This window comes from Oceanisphaera ostreae, assembly GCF_042676125.1.
Classification (GTDB): Bacteria; Pseudomonadota; Gammaproteobacteria; order Enterobacterales; family Aeromonadaceae; genus Oceanimonas; species Oceanimonas ostreae.
Genome location: NZ_JBHTJS010000036.1, coordinates 96,532 through 111,573, shown reverse-complemented (window position 1 = coordinate 111,573; position 15,042 = coordinate 96,532). Strand labels below are relative to the sequence as shown.

The window sequence follows — 15,042 nt, the reverse complement described above, 5'->3', positions numbered from 1 at the left end:
AATCAGAACTGATAATCGACCACTAGGCTCCAGTTACGGCCGGGCTGACTATTAATGTCTGAGCCACTGCTACCGTGATTATCTTCAGCTAGATCGCTGTAGGCCCAATATTTTTTATCTAAGGCGTTAAACAGACCAGCGCGTAAGGTCAGATCTGATACTGGTTTATAGTAGGCCGTTAAATCAACCAGCCCAAAACCCGCGGCATCGGCGTGATCCTCTTCTTGCCAATCTTCTTTGCTAGCCACCATGGTCAAGTTAACCACACCACCGTAGTTGTCTCTATCCAAACCCAACCCAATGACTCCCGTTAACGGCGCCACGCTGTTGAGACTGCGACCGGTATTGCGGTCCTCTCCGTCGGCATAAGCCAGTGATGCGCGTGCGTAGCTTCCTGTTGGCCCATTAAAGGTCGAATCTAGATTTAGCGTGGAACTTAGCTCGGCACCATAAATAGTGACTTCATCTAGATTTTTCTTAGTAATAACGTCGCGTGTGCCACGGGGCCCGGGGATCGTCCCGGTTATTACATCGGCAATAAAGTCGCTGTATTCGGTATAGAAAGTGGTTAGCTCGAAGCTAGCCATAGCATTCTGGCCTCGTAGACCTAACTCATACGCTAAACTCTTTTCTGCTTTCAAATCAGGATTCGGATTAAATACCGCGCCAGTGTCATAGACGTAGTAAAGATCTTCTACCGTAGGCGCTTTAAAGCCTTGGCTAACCTGACCAAATACTGAAAGGTGATCATTTAAATGATAAACCGAGCCTAATTTCAGGGTAATAGCATCATCTTCATTCGCGCTAAAATCGTTAACATAGCCAGCATCACTGCCGGGTTTCGCCTCATAATTATCGTAACGAGCACCTGCCGTAACAATGAACTGGTCATTCATTAAATACAGCTGATCTTGTACAAAAGCGCCCCACTGCGTGAGCTGTGCATCGGGTAAACCGGTACTGCCGGAATTAGCACTGCCGAAATCAAATTTATAGTCGATATTGTCGAGCTGAAAATCATTATGAACGAAACTGGCACCATAGGTCAGCTGGTGGTTTTGGGCTGCTCCGGCCAGCTTGGCGAACTGTGCATCCACCTGCACCAACTCATCTTGTGCATAACGCTCACGTTGGCGTCGGCCATTTATTCCAGTGGTGTCATAATTTTTATAGAGTGACTCCGAGCGTTGCATATTCACCGACCAATCAAGAGAGTCAGCCAACACACTATTAAGCTGCCATTGATGCTCTAACCCGATACGCAGCCGCTCTCTAGCATCCTCGTTGTAATTATCGGTGTAAGTGAAGCCCGGCATTATGGTGTAACCATTATTATCTAGCTCATCTTCATCATACTGCTTGCTGTAATGCTCAACCGTAGCACCTACTCTATGCTCGTCATTAACTTGATAAAACGCTTTAGCAAGCAGGTTCCCTAATTCTGAGTCAGCTGGATTGGCGGCACCGCGTGAGCTCCCTTCTACCTCGGCACCACTACCATGGGTTTTCGTTTCATGACCATCAGCATAAGTGGCCATTAATAAGGTTTCTAATTGGCCTTGGCGCATAGCCCACGTCACGGTGTTTTTAAATTCTTCGTTCACCGAGGCGTAACTGGTTTTAATACCAAAACGATGCTCGTTACCATCGGTTATCAGTACATCGCTGGGATCTTTGGTTTTAAGTAATACCGCACCACCAATAGCATCCGAACCATATAAGGTAGAAGCAGGCCCCTTATTAATTTCAATCGCCTGCAAGGTATCAATTTCAACCGCATTGGGATAACTGCGCTGCTCGTTAGCACCTGGGTTATAAGACACCGGCTGTTGCACGCCATCGATCATGGTTTTAACGCGACTACCTTCTACGCCGCGAATATTAAAACCAGACACGCCAAAACGGCCACCGCCTGTTGCTGCCACCCCTGGGGTATATTTCAGCGCATCTTTAAGATCATGGACAATGGTCAGGTCTAATTCATCACGTGACTCGATTTCTATCGACGACGATACGTCTTTTTTCGCTTGGTCAGTTCGCGTTGCCGACACTACCGTTTCATTAAGAAACGACACCGGATTGGCTGCAACTACCGGTGATAATGCCACCATAATTGAGGCTGATAACAAGGTTTTGCTGAGCATCTATTTTACCTTTCATCCATAACAGGTTTAATTTGGTGCTCAATACTATTAGATCTAAATGGTAATTACTATCACTTGCATTACGGAGTTGGTGGCGATTTTTTATAGCCATTCAGCCGATGTTGTTGTTTTTGTTGCTAACACCCAAAGGGACTGTATAATTCCAGCCCCGCGATCGTTAAGGATCTTGGGATCGACCTTAATAGGTAAACATTTTCTATTAATTGGTCGTCAATCAACGGCATGTGGATTGACGTTATAAACAGAACTGTTTAGAATTCGGCCTCCTTGGTGGGGCCGTCTCGGTGATGTTTATGCGTCAGTCGAGTACATGGCCAAACTGTATAGCAAACTGACACAGCGGTAATAACTACTATGAAACGCACTTTCCAACCTTCAAACTTGAAGCGTAAACGCAGCCACGGTTTCCGTGCTCGCAAAGCCACTGTAGGTGGTCGTAAAGTATTGGTCGCACGTCGCGCCAAAGGTCGTGCACGTCTGAGCGCCTAATGGCCAAGCACGCCTTTACACGGGAGTTACGTTTGTTAACTCCCGCCCATTTTAAAAACGTCTTCGACAACCCTGTCAGAGCCGCTTCCCCGCATATCACACTTCTTGCCAAACCAAACGAATTGGGTCACCCAAGGCTTGGGTTAGCTGTACCCAAAAAAGCACTTAAACGTGCCGTTTGGCGCAATAGGGTTAAACGTGTTTCCCGCGAAGCATTTCGCTTAAAGCAACACGACTTACCTCATGTGGATATTGTGGTGATAGCTAAAAAAGGGATCGGAGATGTGCCAAACGACGAGCTGTTCGAATTACTGGATAGGCTATGGCGCACGCTTTCTCGCCGCTGCAACGACTCAGCGTAGGCATTATTCGCCTTTACCAACTGGTGATCAGTCCATTGCTTGGGCCCAGGTGTCGCTTTACTCCCACCTGTTCGCAGTACGCCATTGAGGCCATTCGGCTCCACGGTTTTTTAAAAGGCGGTTGGTTAACACTCAAACGTCTATTAAAATGCCATCCTTTAGGTCCAAGCGGCCACGACCCGGTCCCGACAAAGCGAAGAAAATAAACTATGGAATCCCAACGCAATATACTGATTATCGCGCTGCTGCTGGTGAGCTTTCTCATCTGGCAACAGTGGACAACCGATAGCTCTCAACCAGCTACCGCACAGCAAAGCACCCAAACCACCAATGCCTTAGCAAACCAAGGGGATGGCGACTTTATTCCTCAGGGCGATCAGGCAAGTGGCGAAGGCGAAGTGCCTACTGAAGCAGCTGCAGCCGTTGCTAATCGTCATCTTATTACCGTGACCTCAGACATGCTGAGTCTCACTATCGACACCCAAGGTGGTGACGTTGTGGGTACCGAGCTGCTAGAGCACAACGACAGCCTAGACTCTGATGACAAATTTGTACTGCTAACTAACGGTGCCGATTTTGTTAACGTGGCACAAAGTGGTCTTATCGGTCGCGATGGCCCCGACAGCAACAGTGCCGGTCGCCCTATTTATCACACCGCACAACAGCAATATGTGCTGGCAGAAGGTCAAGACAGCCTGACCGTACCCATGACCTTTACCAACGATAACGGCGTGGTGTTCACCAAAAACTTTACCCTAACGCGCAACAGCCATGTGGTAAACGTTAGCTATGCGATTAATAACCAAAGTAGCGAGCCCGTTCAAGCTCAGCTCTATGGTCAGTTAAAGCAAAGCATTGAAAGCCCGCATGCCGATGGTGGCAACATGCTGATGGCGTCCGCTTATCGTGGGCCTGCCTATTCCAGCAGCGAAACTCGCTATACCAAATATGACTTTAAAAAAGTAAAAGAAGCTAACCTAAACCAAACCACCGAAGGCGGTTGGGTCGGCATGCTACAGCACTATTTTGTATCTGCTTGGATTGCGCCAAAACAAGAACAGAATCAGTTATACAGCAGCAATTTAAATAGCAGAGGTCAAGCGGCTATTGGCTTTAAAGCACCATTGATCACCGTAGCGCCAGGAACTGAACAAACGGTATCCGCCGACCTATGGTTAGGCCCTAAACTGCAGAATAAAATGGCCGCTGCCGCCGACAACCTAGATTTGACTGTCGACTACGGCTGGTTATGGTTTATCGCCCAACCGCTGTTTAAGCTACTGCACTTCTTGCAAAGCTTTGCCGTTAACTGGGGCTTGGCCATTATACTTACCACCTTTGTCGTACGTGGTGTTATGTACCCGCTGACCAAAGCGCAGTACACCTCCATGGCCAAGATGCGCATGCTGCAGCCTAAGCTAAAAGAGCTGAAAGAGCGTTATGGCAGTGATCGCCAGAAGATGTCTCAGGGCATGATGGAGCTGTATAAGAAAGAGAAAGTAAACCCGCTGGGCGGCTGTTTACCTATCGTGGTGCAGATGCCTATTTTCATCTCCCTATACTGGGTATTGATGGAATCGGTTGAACTACGCCACGCGCCTTTCATGCTGTGGATTAACGACTTGTCGGTTCGTGACCCTTACTTTGTGCTGCCAATTCTAATGGGCGCAAGTATGTTCTTGATCCAAAAGATGAGCCCAACCACAGTTACCGATCCTATGCAGCAGAAGGTGATGCAGTTTATGCCCATCATCTTTACCTTCTTCTTCTTGTGGTTCCCTGCCGGCTTAACTTTATACTGGTTAGTCAGCAACGTGGTGACCATCACTCAGCAGTGGTATATCTTCCGCCAGCTAGAGAAGAAAGGCCTGCACGGTAACAAAGCGAAAGATAAGACTGAGTCTTAAGCTTTCTGCACTCAGGTTTACTGGCCGCTAGCGCCAGAAATCAATACACTAAAGGCGACCCCAGGGTCGCCTTTTTATTGCTTGGAGTAACAACAGATGTCGTTTGATACCATAGTCGCTCAGGCCACCGCCCCCGGCCGAGGTGGTGTGGGCATAATACGCGTTTCTGGCCCCCATGCCGAAGCCGTGGCCCAAGCCGTGTTAGGCAAAGTGCCCAAGGTGCGTTTCGCCGACTATCTGCCCTTTAAAGACCAACAAGACCAGGTGCTAGACCAAGGCATCGCCCTGTTATTTAAAGGCCCAAACAGCTTTACCGGTGAAGACGTACTCGAACTGCAAGGCCATGGCGGCCCCGTGGTATTAGATATGCTAGTGCGCCGCATCTTAGCCCTGCCTGGCCTTCGCCCCGCCAAAGCCGGTGAGTTTAGTGAACGCGCCTTTTTAAACGATAAGCTAGATTTGGCACAGGCTGAGGCCATTGCCGACTTAATTGAAGCCTCTAGCGAACAAGCTGCTCGTTCGGCACTACAATCGCTGCAGGGAGAGTTTTCTAACCACGTAAATGACTTGGTAGAGGCGTTGATCAACTTACGCATTTACGTAGAAGCCGCCATCGACTTCCCCGAAGAAGAAGTGGATTTTTTATCGGACGGCAAAATTGCCGGTGACTTATACGCCATTATGGACCGCTTAACCGAAGTGCAGCGCCAAGCGCGCCAAGGTGCCATTATGCGCGAAGGCATGAAGGTAGTGATTGCCGGTCGGCCCAATGCCGGTAAATCCAGCCTGCTTAATGCGTTAGCTGGCAAAGAGTCCGCCATTGTCACCGACATTGCCGGCACCACCCGTGATGTATTGCGTGAATTTATCCACCTAGATGGTATGCCGCTGCATATTATTGATACCGCCGGCTTGCGCGAAGCCACCGACGCCGTAGAGCGTATCGGCATAGAGCGTGCTTGGAGTGAAATCGAGCAGGCCGATCGCATCCTGTTTATGGTAGACGGCACCACCACCGATGCCCTACACCCCAAAGATATCTGGCCCGATTTTATCGACCGCCTGCCCGCCCATATAGGGCTTACCGTAGTGCGCAATAAAGCCGACTTGAGCGGCGAAGCGCTAACTATCGTCAGCGATGGCGAGCATGCGGTGTACCCGATTTCTGCCACTACCGGCCAAGGTGTCGAGGCGCTGAAAGAACACCTGAAAGACTGCATGGGCTTTCAGGGCGGTACCGAAGGCAGCTTTAGCGCCCGCCGTCGCCACTTAGACGCCCTGCACCACGCCGACCAGCATCTGATCGTCGCCAAAGAGCAGTTAGAGGTATATATGGCCGGAGAGCTGGTCGCCGAAGAGCTACGTCTAGCCCAAGAACAGCTTAGCCAAATAACCGGTGAATTCACCTCCGATGATTTGTTGGGCAAAATTTTTAGCTCGTTTTGTATCGGGAAGTAATGTTCAGCGCCGAGCGCCAAGTTAAACACAGGGACTAAAGATTTTTTTGCCACGGAATACACGGAAGAGCACGGAAAAATAGAGAGCAGATCTGAAAGAGGTAATACAGCTCCCAGCGCCGAGCTAGATCCAAGACTTGGCACAGAGCAGTGCTGACCTTTTGGCTTGGTGCTAGGCGCTGTTACCTGTTCTTCTGTGGCAAAAATAGCTTTGACCTCTGGCTATAGATCTTAGTAATTAAAAACTTTCTGCCATAATCGTCAGCATGGCGCTATCAATACACTTTTATCCGCAATTATTGAGCAGGATTTTTACTATTCGTTTAATAACATTTATTCATTAGCCAACAGGAATAGCAGCATGTCAGCATTTGGTACCGTATTTGCTCCTGAAATGAGCCTCGCCCGTTACGAGCAAGGTCAGTGGAGCGCCACAGAATTCGTTAACAGCGATAGCATTCGTTTGCACCCAGGTGCCCATGTGCTGCATTACTCAAGTACCTGTTTTGAAGGGTTAAAGGCATTTAAGCATCAAGATGGCTCAATCAACATCTTTCGCATGGAGCAAAATATTGCCCGCTTAGCTCAAAGCAGCGAATTATTATCGCTGCCGGCCGTGAATGCCGAACAGCTCAAGCAGATGATTATTGATATCGTGAAGCGATACGCGGCTGACGTGCCTCTGCCTCCCGGCTCTATGTATATTCGACCGACCCATATCGGCACAGAAGCCTCAATAGGCAAAGCGGCGGCACCGAGTAGTACGTCTCTGCTGTATGTTTTACTGTCGCCGGTAGGCGATTACTTCACTGGTGGCAGTAAACCACTACGCTTATTATTAGCCAACGAAACTCGCTGCGCCTCGCATATGGGCGTGGTAAAAAGCGGCGGTAACTACGCCAGTGCGCTACAACCAATCTTAAAAGCGCGCCAATCGGTACAGGCCGACCAAGTATTATTCTGCCCAAATGGTGACGTGCAAGAAACGGGAGCCGCTAACTTTTTATTAATCGACGGTAACGAGATCATTACTAAATCATTAGATAGCTCGTTTTTACACGGCATTACTCGTCATTCTATTCTGACCTTAGCGCGTGATCGCGGCATGACAGTATCGGAGCGGGCATTAAGCGTAGACGAGCTATTAGAACGCGCACAAAAAACCGGTGCAGAAGCCGCATTATCAGGCACCGCCGCCGTATTAACGCCGGTCGGCACCTTAATACATGACAACAAAGAATATACCGTCGGTAACGGTGAAGCCGGCCCCACCACCAACGCTTTGCGCCAAGCGTTAAATGATATTCAATGGGGCAAAGCGCCTGACACCCACGGCTGGTTAACTAAAGTCTGCTAACACTCCCACCTATAAGCCGAATAGTAGATCGTTCGGCTCCTTCTGCACTTTAAAAACGAAAGTTTTTGGCTGAGACTTTAAGCTACAAGCTGACCTCCAACCAAGCCGAGGTCAGCAAAGCCACCGCTACTCGAAACTTAGTCGGCCTACTACCGCGAACTCAAAGTCCACTTTTCCTACAGCGTAAAGAGAAAAACCTGACGCTACACCTGCTGCGCAAAGCTGTTATTGCAGACCTCGGTTCAGAGCATGGAAACGAACTCATTTTTCTGACTGCTACTGGCTAGGGCGGCCCGTAGTTTCTGATGCCACAACGCCACGGTTACTCACCGACTCCTACGAGCTTAATTAGTCCGTAAGTAACCGCACCTTGAACTTAACAGGAAATTAATGTAAGATATTGATTATATTAATTATTTTTATTCACGAGGTTTTTGACACGAGGAGAACATTATCACTATTAATCAAGGTGATCGTATTTACCATCCCGGTTATGGTATTGGTATAGTTAAATCCATTCGTAAAAAAAGCTTTTCTGGCGAAAGCAAAGCCACGTTTTTCAAACTCTATTTCAAACGTAATGACCTCACTTGGCTGGTGCGCGCTAACGATATGCCGAGCAGCATTCGTAGCGTTATGAGTGCTAGGGAAGCAAAAAAAATCATTCAACATTTAACAAGCTGGCAAGGCAAGCTCAGTGAGCAATGGAAAGTTCGTGCAACGGCTAATCAAGCGGCTATCGATAAAGGTGATCCACTTGGCTACGCTGAAGTCGTAAAAGGACTGAGCGTGATGCAAGAACAGCTCCCCCTGAGCGCCACTGACCGCAAGCATTTAAACCATAGCATTGAGTTTCTGTGTGAAGAGCTGGCCGATGCTTTGGGGAAGACTCACGATAGAGTACGTCAACTCATTGATAAAGCTACGTCTTCACCGCCCACGGTAACCCACTGACCTCTTCAATGAGATCTCCCATTGCTAAATGCGGCCCGCAGGATTGATTGAAGCGTTTGGTTATTCACTGAATCTCGGATTATTATACCAATCGCACTAAATAAGCAGTCTGCTTTTACTTCCTATAAAGGTCGGATAAACGGCCTACTCCACCGACACGCTTCGGGCTAATGACACTCATCGTATCAGCCTACTGCTCGTCACGGCGAGACAAGCTCGCCCCCTCTAACTTCATCACATGACACCCTTGTCATGTGATGGTCGGTGGAGCAGTGCCCTTCATCCTCTCCTATATTTCTCAGGTGACTGATGACGCTGCTCACAGACCACTCGATGCTTATAAAGAGGCAACAGAGAGCGCCTCCTACGACCGTGAGCCGAATAACGCGCCTATTCGGCTTAATTGATGAGCCGATTAAGTACTATATTCGACTCATTTTTTGCCTAAATATCGGCCACTCATGACCTTAATCTGGATCTGGCAGCAGCCCGATTACGGCAATGGTGAAAGAACAGGCTCTATGGGTTTCGGGTGAGTGTGCCGAGGTTAGGGTCGAACTGCATCTGTTTGAGGCGGTCGACAAACCACATGAGTCCCTTACCCGTATCGCCGCGATGCCAGGCTACCGAGATTTCTACCGGGGGTCGTGGTGTATCCAGTGTTAACAGTACCAGTTTCCCTTCCGCCAGCTCCTGCCTGATCCGGTGACACGGCAAATAGCCGACGCCCAGCCCTTTGCACTGCGCTTCTATCTTGTGATCTATGGTCGGCACGATAATACGGCTGCGACCATCCAGCAGCCCGGAGGAGCGGACGGGTAAGCGCCGTGAGCTGTCGGCCACGATCACGGTGGGGTAATCCTGTATCGCACTCGCCGGCAGCGGCATGGGCAGTCTGGTCAGTGGATGGCCGGCGGCCACCGCGAACGCAAAGTCTACTTTTCCCAGAGAGTGCAGAGCGAACCCCGGACCAGAGGGAGCCCCCTCGGCTCCTATCACCAGATCACAACGATCGTCACTTAATGCATCCCAGCTGCCGCCGAGCACTTCTTCACTCAGGCGTATTTCGGTCTTGGGCTGTATACACAGAAAGGCTTTAATCAAGTCATATACAGGGTCGCAGCTCAGTACGCTGTCGATGCAGATCCGAAGCTCTGCTTCCCAACCGTCCGCCGCCTGGCGGGCCAGCGCCGTCAATTCTTCGGATGCCTTTAGAATTTGCCTGCCCTGCTCCAGTACCAGACGCCCCGTGGCGGTCAGCTCTGCCTTGCGCCGGCTGCGGTCAAACAGCGCAACGCCAAGATCCTCTTCCAGCTTGTTAACGGTGTAGGAAATAGCGGACGGAACACGGTGCAGTTCTTCAGCAGCAGCGGCAAAGCTTTGGCGGCGCTCTATGGCGTCGAGTGTCTGCAGTGCATCCAGAGTGATAAGCGACAACATAATTCAGTTTTCCTGATGATAAAGGTCAATTTTTTCCGTTATTAATTGCTAACCCTTTTAAATATAGTATCTACATCGAACAGCAATATTGATGTGACATGGAGATGACCACATGAACAAAGAATTGATAAAGCGCGTACTTGTAACCGACAACAGCTTCACCAGCCTAGCACTTCGTGTTCCTGCCGGCGTCATATTCGTCGCCCATGGCGCTCAAAAGCTGTTCGGCAGCTTTGGCGGCTACGGTCTGGAAGGCACCGGCCAGTGGATGGCTTCCATCGGTCTGGAGCCTGGTTACCTGATGGCGCTGGCGGCGGGTAGTGCCGAGTTCTTCGGTGGTCTCGCCCTACTCATTGGACTACTGACCCGCCCCGCGGCCTTCATGTTGGCAGTCACCATGCTCGCCGCCATCACCAGCGTCCACCTTCCCAATGGACTCTTCATGAGTAACAACGGCTATGAATTCGGCCTCGCTCTGCTCAGCATCTCGGTGGCCCTGGTGTTTAACGGGGGCGGAAAGTGGTCGCTGGACCGCAAGTTGAGTGACATGACGAGTAAAGACAGTGCTAAGCCAGGCCGCTCGTCATAACCGAGCTCCGGCGCACAACGCCATCGCTCATTTGATACCTATTATGCACAGCACAGGCACGCCAGGGGAGAAAGCTCCCCTGGCCAACATATTCAAATGCAAACGGAGGCACCAACATGGGCTTACTCGTAGAAGGTCAGTGGGTTGACCAATGGTATGACACGGACTCTAACGGCGGTAAATTCGCGCGTAGTGAGTCGCAATTTCGCAACTGGATCACTGCCGACGGTAGTGCCGGCCCTACCGGTGAAGCTGGGTTCAAGGCCGAAGCCGGACGCTATCATTTATATGTTTCACTAGCCTGTCCTTGGGCACACAGAACGCTGATCTTTCGTAAACTGAAAGGACTGGAGTCGATGATTTCAGTGTCAGTGGTCAACCCGCTAATGGTTGAACATGGTTGGACTTTTGAAGAAGACGAAGGTGTTATCGCAGACCCCCTCTTCCAAGCACAGTACATGCACCAAATTTATACCACTGCGGACCCTGAGTACACTGGGCGCGTAACGATTCCGGTACTGTGGGATAAACAGCAAAATCGGTTTGTCAGCAACGAATCTTCCGAGATTATCCGCATGCTGAACTCGGCTTTCGACGGCATTGGTGCCAAAGCTGGCGATTATTATCCAGAGGCGCTGCGCACGCAAATTGACAGCCTTAACGAGCAGATTTACCACAACGTAAACAATGGTGTCTATAAAGCGGGGTTTGCTACCACTCAGCACGCCTACGAAGAGGCGGTATTTCCTTTGTTTGCGACCTTGGATGAGCTGGATCAGCGCTTGTCGAAGAACCGCTACTTGCTCGGCGATAAAATCACCGAGGCAGATTGGCGTTTATTTACCACGCTGATCCGTTTTGATGCTGTGTATCACGGGCATTTTAAGTGCAACCTACAGCAGATCGAAGATTATCCGCATCTGGCAGGTTATGTACGCGAGCTGTACCAGTGGTCAGGTGTCGCCGAGACAGTCAATATGAAACATATCAAAGAGCACTATTACCGCAGTCACGCCACCATCAACCCAACGGGAGTTGTGCCGGCGGGCCCAGCATTAAACCTCGATGGTCCACACGGCCGCGAGTGAATGATGCTGCGTCAACTCGATTGACCTGTAGATTCATTCGCAGCTCAATCGGCGCATACCCACCATTGATTGAGGTCTCTTATGCAAGCGTTACAGTTTTCAGCAACCGGCTCTTTGGACTCACTACAATTACGCGAGCTACCAACACCCGAACCTGCAGCCGATGAGGTGTTGGTTGAGGTGCGGGCAACGGGCATTAACCCGAGTGATATCAAGAACCTTCTGGGGTTGTTTCCTTACACCAGCACGCCGCGTATTCCCGGCCGAGACTTTGCCGGTGTGGTAATCAGTGGGCCACCAGAGCTAAAGGGTAAGGCGGTTTGGGGTGGCACCGGTAAGGGTTTTGGTTTTTATCATGATGGCTGCCATGCTCAATATGTGGTGGTGCCGGCCAACGCCGTCGCCCTGTTACCTAAGTCACTAAGCTTTGCTCAAGCAGCGACGTGCGGAGTGCCATTTATCACCGCTTGGGATGCACTTGAGCGCAGTCAGGTTCAGGCTGACACCCGCTTTTTAATCATCGGTGGCGGTGCGGTAGCTCAAGCTGCGCATGCGCTGGCTAAAGCAAGAGGTGCCGAGGTGGTATTGGCTGCGCGCCGTGCTGAAGCGGTGCAAGAGCTGCAAGCCCAAGGTATAAGTGCTTTCCAGTTAACTGAAGAGGCGCGGCTACCAGAACAAGCGCTGGAACACTTTCAACAGCAGGCACCAGAAGTTATTTTCGATACCACCGGCTTCTGGTTAGCAGCGGCAATAAACAGCCTTGATACCTTTGGCCGCGTCGCGATTATTGCGGCACCAAAGGACGGCTTAATCAGTCTGTCACCCTTAGATTTATACCGCCGTGGCGGCTCGATTATCGGCGTTAACTCGTTGTTATACAGCCTAGAAGATTGCGCGCAAATACTGACGCAAATAGGCGCTGCATTTGACGCAGGTTTACCAGCTCCAAGTGAGTTTATCGAGTTACCACTGTCTGAGGCCGTTGCCGCATATCACCAAGTTAGCAAAGGCGGTTCAGAAAAAATGGTGTTGATCCCATAACCAAGCAGGTTTTAGCAGCAAAAAACCATATCAAAGAGGAGGTTCTGCAATGATCGAACTACGACCTTATCAAGAGCTAGGCGGCGCCCACCATGGCTGGCTGGACACCCGTCACCATTTTTCCTTTGCCGAATATTACGATCCCGAGCGCATGCACTGGGGGAATCTCAGAGTCTGGAATGACGACACTATCGCTGCACATTCGGGCTTTCCGCGCCACCCACACCGGGATATGGAAATCATCACCTATGTGCGCAAAGGTGCAATTACTCACCAGGATAGCCTCGGTAATAGCGGCCGCACTGAAGCAGGCGACGTGCAGGTAATGAGCGCCGGAACGGGCATTGCCCATAGCGAGATGAATGAAGAGGACGAGACGACGCAGATCTTCCAGATCTGGATTATGCCCAATGAAAAAGGCCTGCCGCCGACTTGGGGTACCAAGCCCTTTCCCAAGGGCGAGCGCAGCGGAGCTTTTTTCACCCTCGCCAGTGGTCTGCCCGATGATACGGAGGCGCTACCGATCCGTGCCAATGCGCGTATGGTCGCCGCAACTCTAAAGGCCGGGCAAGCTACCGAATATCATATCGCTGCCGGCCGTAAGGTCTATCTGGTTCCTGCCAGCGGTCAAATCGAAGTTAATGGCGTACTGGCCACTGCTGGTGATGGCGTGGCGATTAGCGATGAGCGCCTGCTGCAGGTCAGTGCTCAGCAAGACAGTGAAATTGTGCTAGTGGATGTGGCATAAACCGTGCTATCTACGATCAGAATTACAGTAAAGTGAGCGGTTTTACCTTTCAGGTTACGCGTTGAAATCTTTTTTCTAGGGGATTCTTGACTACTCGTTTGCCGTACACACAATGCGCAACAGGCTTTGGATACCCTACAGCAAAGCATTGTGGCTTCTTCTGCCATCGAAAACGAAACCCTGAATGTACAGTCAGTACGCTCTTCTCTGGCTCGGCGGTTGAAGGTAACTGAAGACCATCCTTATCCGGTATCAGAACGCTCCGAAGGGCTGGCAGCCATGTTAATGGATGCAATCCAGGAACATCAGCAGCCCTTTACTCGAGAGCGACTGTCGCAATGGCATGTTTGGTTATTTCCTGATGAGGTTGGCATGCTGACCAGCCACTCGCTGAAGGTTGGGCAACTTAGTGGCGATGAACCCATGCAAGTCGTATCTGGTCGTCTAGATAAGCCAAAGGTCCACTTTGAGGTTCCTCCCCGAGATAGATTAGCAGCCGAGCTTATACCAAACGGAGTAAATAACTGCTCTATTTTTAAGCCTGAGCTTTAGAGGAAACAACGCCGTTGGAAGTGGGCAGCCTCGTCTATATTTACATTTACAAAACCCACCTTGACAGCGTTAGCAACAATAAACTAACATCTAGAAATTGGTACGGACATCATGACGTCCGACTGTCTCATGGATAACGATATGCGCGACATGACAATTGACAGACAAAGCCCCATTCCACTGTATCTCCAGCTGGCAGAGATTTTACGTCAGCAAATCAATACAGGAATATTGAAACCTGAGGATATGCTTCCTCCTGAGCGAGTATTACGAGAGAGTCACGACGTTAGCCGCGCCACTGTGCGCGAGGCAATTAGTCAACTAAAAAACGAAAAGTTAGTGGTAACCCAACGAGGTGCCGGTAATTTTGTAAAACGCGCCGAGAAGGTGGAACGTGACCTGCTCGGCCTGCACGACTTTGACATGCAAATTGAAGCGGGTGGTCATACCAATAAGGTAGAGCTTATCAACTTCGATACCAGCTACCATTCGCCAAGCGCTACCTCGCGACTGGGGCAGGCATGCGAAGAGGTTATCAAGGTGACGCGTCTTCGTCTCGCTGATAACGAACCACTGTTTATTGAAAAAATCTATCTACCTAAGTCGTTGTTTCCTGGTCTTACCGCACAAGACTTCACTTCTACTAAAGTTTTTTCAAACAAAATAACCCGTGAGTTTGGCCTTCTAATTGGGGAGGTTACGCTCCAGATCGAACCGGTTCTTCTCACTGAAGAAGAAGCTAAGGTGTTGGGTATTAAGAAGATACCGGCTGCGGGCCTATTAAATGAGCGCACGACCTACGATCAACAGGGACGGGCGATTGTTTTCTCTAAGTGGCTATTCAGCGGAAGTCGTTGTCGCCATGTTCTTAAAATAAAAGCTAAATAAACACA

14 protein-coding genes and 1 pseudogene are annotated in these 15,042 nt (G+C 50.1%); 13 read left to right on the top strand and 2 right to left on the bottom strand.

The window, feature by feature from the left end; genetic code table 11:
* Window positions 1–2 precede the first annotated feature (2 nt).
* Window positions 3–2,144 carry a TonB-dependent hemoglobin/transferrin/lactoferrin family receptor gene (locus ACFQ1C_RS10225; protein ID WP_379558507.1) on the bottom strand — a complete coding sequence of 714 codons (2,142 nt, stop codon included), beginning with the start codon at window positions 2,142–2,144 and terminating at the stop codon, window positions 3–5.
* A gap of 375 nt (window positions 2,145–2,519) precedes the next feature.
* On the opposite strand from ACFQ1C_RS10225, the gene rpmH reads away from it, so the two are divergent.
* The 7 genes from rpmH to ACFQ1C_RS10190 all read left to right on the top strand — a co-directional run bounded on the left by rpmH (window position 2,520) and on the right by ACFQ1C_RS10190 (window position 8,691).
* Window positions 2,520–2,654, top strand: a complete 135-nt coding sequence (gene rpmH, locus ACFQ1C_RS10220; protein WP_208006204.1) for a 50S ribosomal protein L34 — start codon at window positions 2,520–2,522, stop codon at window positions 2,652–2,654.
* Complete coding sequence (gene rnpA / locus ACFQ1C_RS10215) at window positions 2,654–3,016, top strand: ribonuclease P protein component (RefSeq protein WP_379558506.1); 363 nt, start codon at window positions 2,654–2,656, stop codon at window positions 3,014–3,016. The genes rpmH and rnpA overlap by 1 nt, the downstream gene beginning before the upstream one ends.
* Window positions 2,977–3,222 carry a membrane protein insertion efficiency factor YidD gene (gene yidD / locus ACFQ1C_RS10210; protein WP_379558505.1) on the top strand — a complete coding sequence of 82 codons (246 nt, stop codon included), beginning with the start codon at window positions 2,977–2,979 and terminating at the stop codon, window positions 3,220–3,222. The genes rnpA and yidD overlap by 40 nt, the downstream gene beginning before the upstream one ends.
* Before the next feature lie 3 nt (window positions 3,223–3,225).
* The gene (gene yidC, locus ACFQ1C_RS10205; RefSeq protein WP_379558504.1) at window positions 3,226–4,923 is read left to right on the top strand and encodes a membrane protein insertase YidC; all 1,698 of its coding nucleotides are present in this window, start codon (window positions 3,226–3,228) and stop codon (window positions 4,921–4,923) included.
* A gap of 96 nt (window positions 4,924–5,019) precedes the next feature.
* Window positions 5,020–6,381: a tRNA uridine-5-carboxymethylaminomethyl(34) synthesis GTPase MnmE gene (mnmE, locus tag ACFQ1C_RS10200; protein WP_379558503.1), complete on the top strand. Its 1,362-nt coding sequence runs from the start codon at window positions 5,020–5,022 to the stop codon at window positions 6,379–6,381.
* A gap of 360 nt (window positions 6,382–6,741) precedes the next feature.
* A complete protein-coding gene (locus ACFQ1C_RS10195) occupies window positions 6,742–7,737 on the top strand; it encodes a branched-chain amino acid aminotransferase (RefSeq protein WP_379558502.1) in 996 nt (331 codons plus the stop codon).
* A gap of 636 nt (window positions 7,738–8,373) precedes the next feature.
* Window positions 8,374–8,691 carry a hypothetical protein gene (locus tag ACFQ1C_RS10190; RefSeq protein ID WP_341534344.1) on the top strand — a complete coding sequence of 106 codons (318 nt, stop codon included), beginning with the start codon at window positions 8,374–8,376 and terminating at the stop codon, window positions 8,689–8,691.
* Window positions 8,692–9,210: 519 nt separating this feature from the next.
* Here the strand turns inward: ACFQ1C_RS10190 and ACFQ1C_RS10185 are convergent.
* Window positions 9,211–10,131 (bottom strand): LysR family transcriptional regulator, encoded by a 921-nt coding sequence (locus tag ACFQ1C_RS10185; RefSeq protein ID WP_379558501.1) that lies wholly within the window; start codon window positions 10,129–10,131, stop codon window positions 9,211–9,213.
* Window positions 10,132–10,243: 112 nt separating this feature from the next.
* On the opposite strand from ACFQ1C_RS10185, the gene ACFQ1C_RS10180 reads away from it, so the two are divergent.
* From ACFQ1C_RS10180 to ACFQ1C_RS10155, 6 genes and pseudogenes are all read left to right on the top strand, one after another.
* Complete coding sequence (locus ACFQ1C_RS10180; RefSeq protein ID WP_379558500.1) at window positions 10,244–10,720, top strand: DoxX family protein; 477 nt, start codon at window positions 10,244–10,246, stop codon at window positions 10,718–10,720.
* A 116-nt stretch (window positions 10,721–10,836) separates the two neighbouring features.
* A complete protein-coding gene (locus ACFQ1C_RS10175; RefSeq protein ID WP_379558499.1) occupies window positions 10,837–11,808 on the top strand; it encodes a glutathione S-transferase family protein in 972 nt (323 codons plus the stop codon).
* A gap of 81 nt (window positions 11,809–11,889) precedes the next feature.
* Window positions 11,890–12,849, top strand: a complete 960-nt coding sequence (locus ACFQ1C_RS10170; RefSeq protein ID WP_379558498.1) for a quinone oxidoreductase family protein — start codon at window positions 11,890–11,892, stop codon at window positions 12,847–12,849.
* Between the two features lie 49 nt (window positions 12,850–12,898).
* A complete protein-coding gene (locus ACFQ1C_RS10165; RefSeq protein WP_379558497.1) occupies window positions 12,899–13,597 on the top strand; it encodes a pirin family protein in 699 nt (232 codons plus the stop codon).
* 120 nt (window positions 13,598–13,717) lie between these two features.
* Window positions 13,718–14,149 (top strand): annotated as a pseudogene (locus tag ACFQ1C_RS10160) (DUF4172 domain-containing protein); the annotation flags it as partial.
* A gap of 141 nt (window positions 14,150–14,290) precedes the next feature.
* Window positions 14,291–15,037 (top strand): GntR family transcriptional regulator, encoded by a 747-nt coding sequence (locus ACFQ1C_RS10155; RefSeq protein WP_379558496.1) that lies wholly within the window; start codon window positions 14,291–14,293, stop codon window positions 15,035–15,037.
* Window positions 15,038–15,042 lie beyond the last annotated feature (5 nt).

Bases quoted from the DNA above. Each gene is read 5' to 3' on its own strand.
- ACFQ1C_RS10225 (WP_379558507.1), bottom strand. From the start codon at position 2,144: ATGCTCAGCAAAACCTTGTTATCAGCCTCAATTATGGTGGCATTATCA.
- rpmH (WP_208006204.1), top strand. From the start codon at position 2,520: ATGAAACGCACTTTCCAACCTTCAAACTTGAAGCGTAAACGCAGCCAC.
- rnpA (WP_379558506.1), top strand. From the start codon at position 2,654: ATGGCCAAGCACGCCTTTACACGGGAGTTACGTTTGTTAACTCCCGCC.
- yidD (WP_379558505.1), top strand. From the start codon at position 2,977: ATGGCGCACGCTTTCTCGCCGCTGCAACGACTCAGCGTAGGCATTATT.
- yidC (WP_379558504.1), top strand. From the start codon at position 3,226: ATGGAATCCCAACGCAATATACTGATTATCGCGCTGCTGCTGGTGAGC.
- mnmE (WP_379558503.1), top strand. From the start codon at position 5,020: ATGTCGTTTGATACCATAGTCGCTCAGGCCACCGCCCCCGGCCGAGGT.
- ACFQ1C_RS10195 (WP_379558502.1), top strand. From the start codon at position 6,742: ATGTCAGCATTTGGTACCGTATTTGCTCCTGAAATGAGCCTCGCCCGT.
- ACFQ1C_RS10190 (WP_341534344.1), top strand. From the start codon at position 8,374: ATGAGTGCTAGGGAAGCAAAAAAAATCATTCAACATTTAACAAGCTGG.
- ACFQ1C_RS10185 (WP_379558501.1), bottom strand. From the start codon at position 10,131: ATGTTGTCGCTTATCACTCTGGATGCACTGCAGACACTCGACGCCATA.
- ACFQ1C_RS10180 (WP_379558500.1), top strand. From the start codon at position 10,244: ATGAACAAAGAATTGATAAAGCGCGTACTTGTAACCGACAACAGCTTC.
- ACFQ1C_RS10175 (WP_379558499.1), top strand. From the start codon at position 10,837: ATGGGCTTACTCGTAGAAGGTCAGTGGGTTGACCAATGGTATGACACG.
- ACFQ1C_RS10170 (WP_379558498.1), top strand. From the start codon at position 11,890: ATGCAAGCGTTACAGTTTTCAGCAACCGGCTCTTTGGACTCACTACAA.
- ACFQ1C_RS10165 (WP_379558497.1), top strand. From the start codon at position 12,899: ATGATCGAACTACGACCTTATCAAGAGCTAGGCGGCGCCCACCATGGC.
- ACFQ1C_RS10155 (WP_379558496.1), top strand. From the start codon at position 14,291: ATGCGCGACATGACAATTGACAGACAAAGCCCCATTCCACTGTATCTC.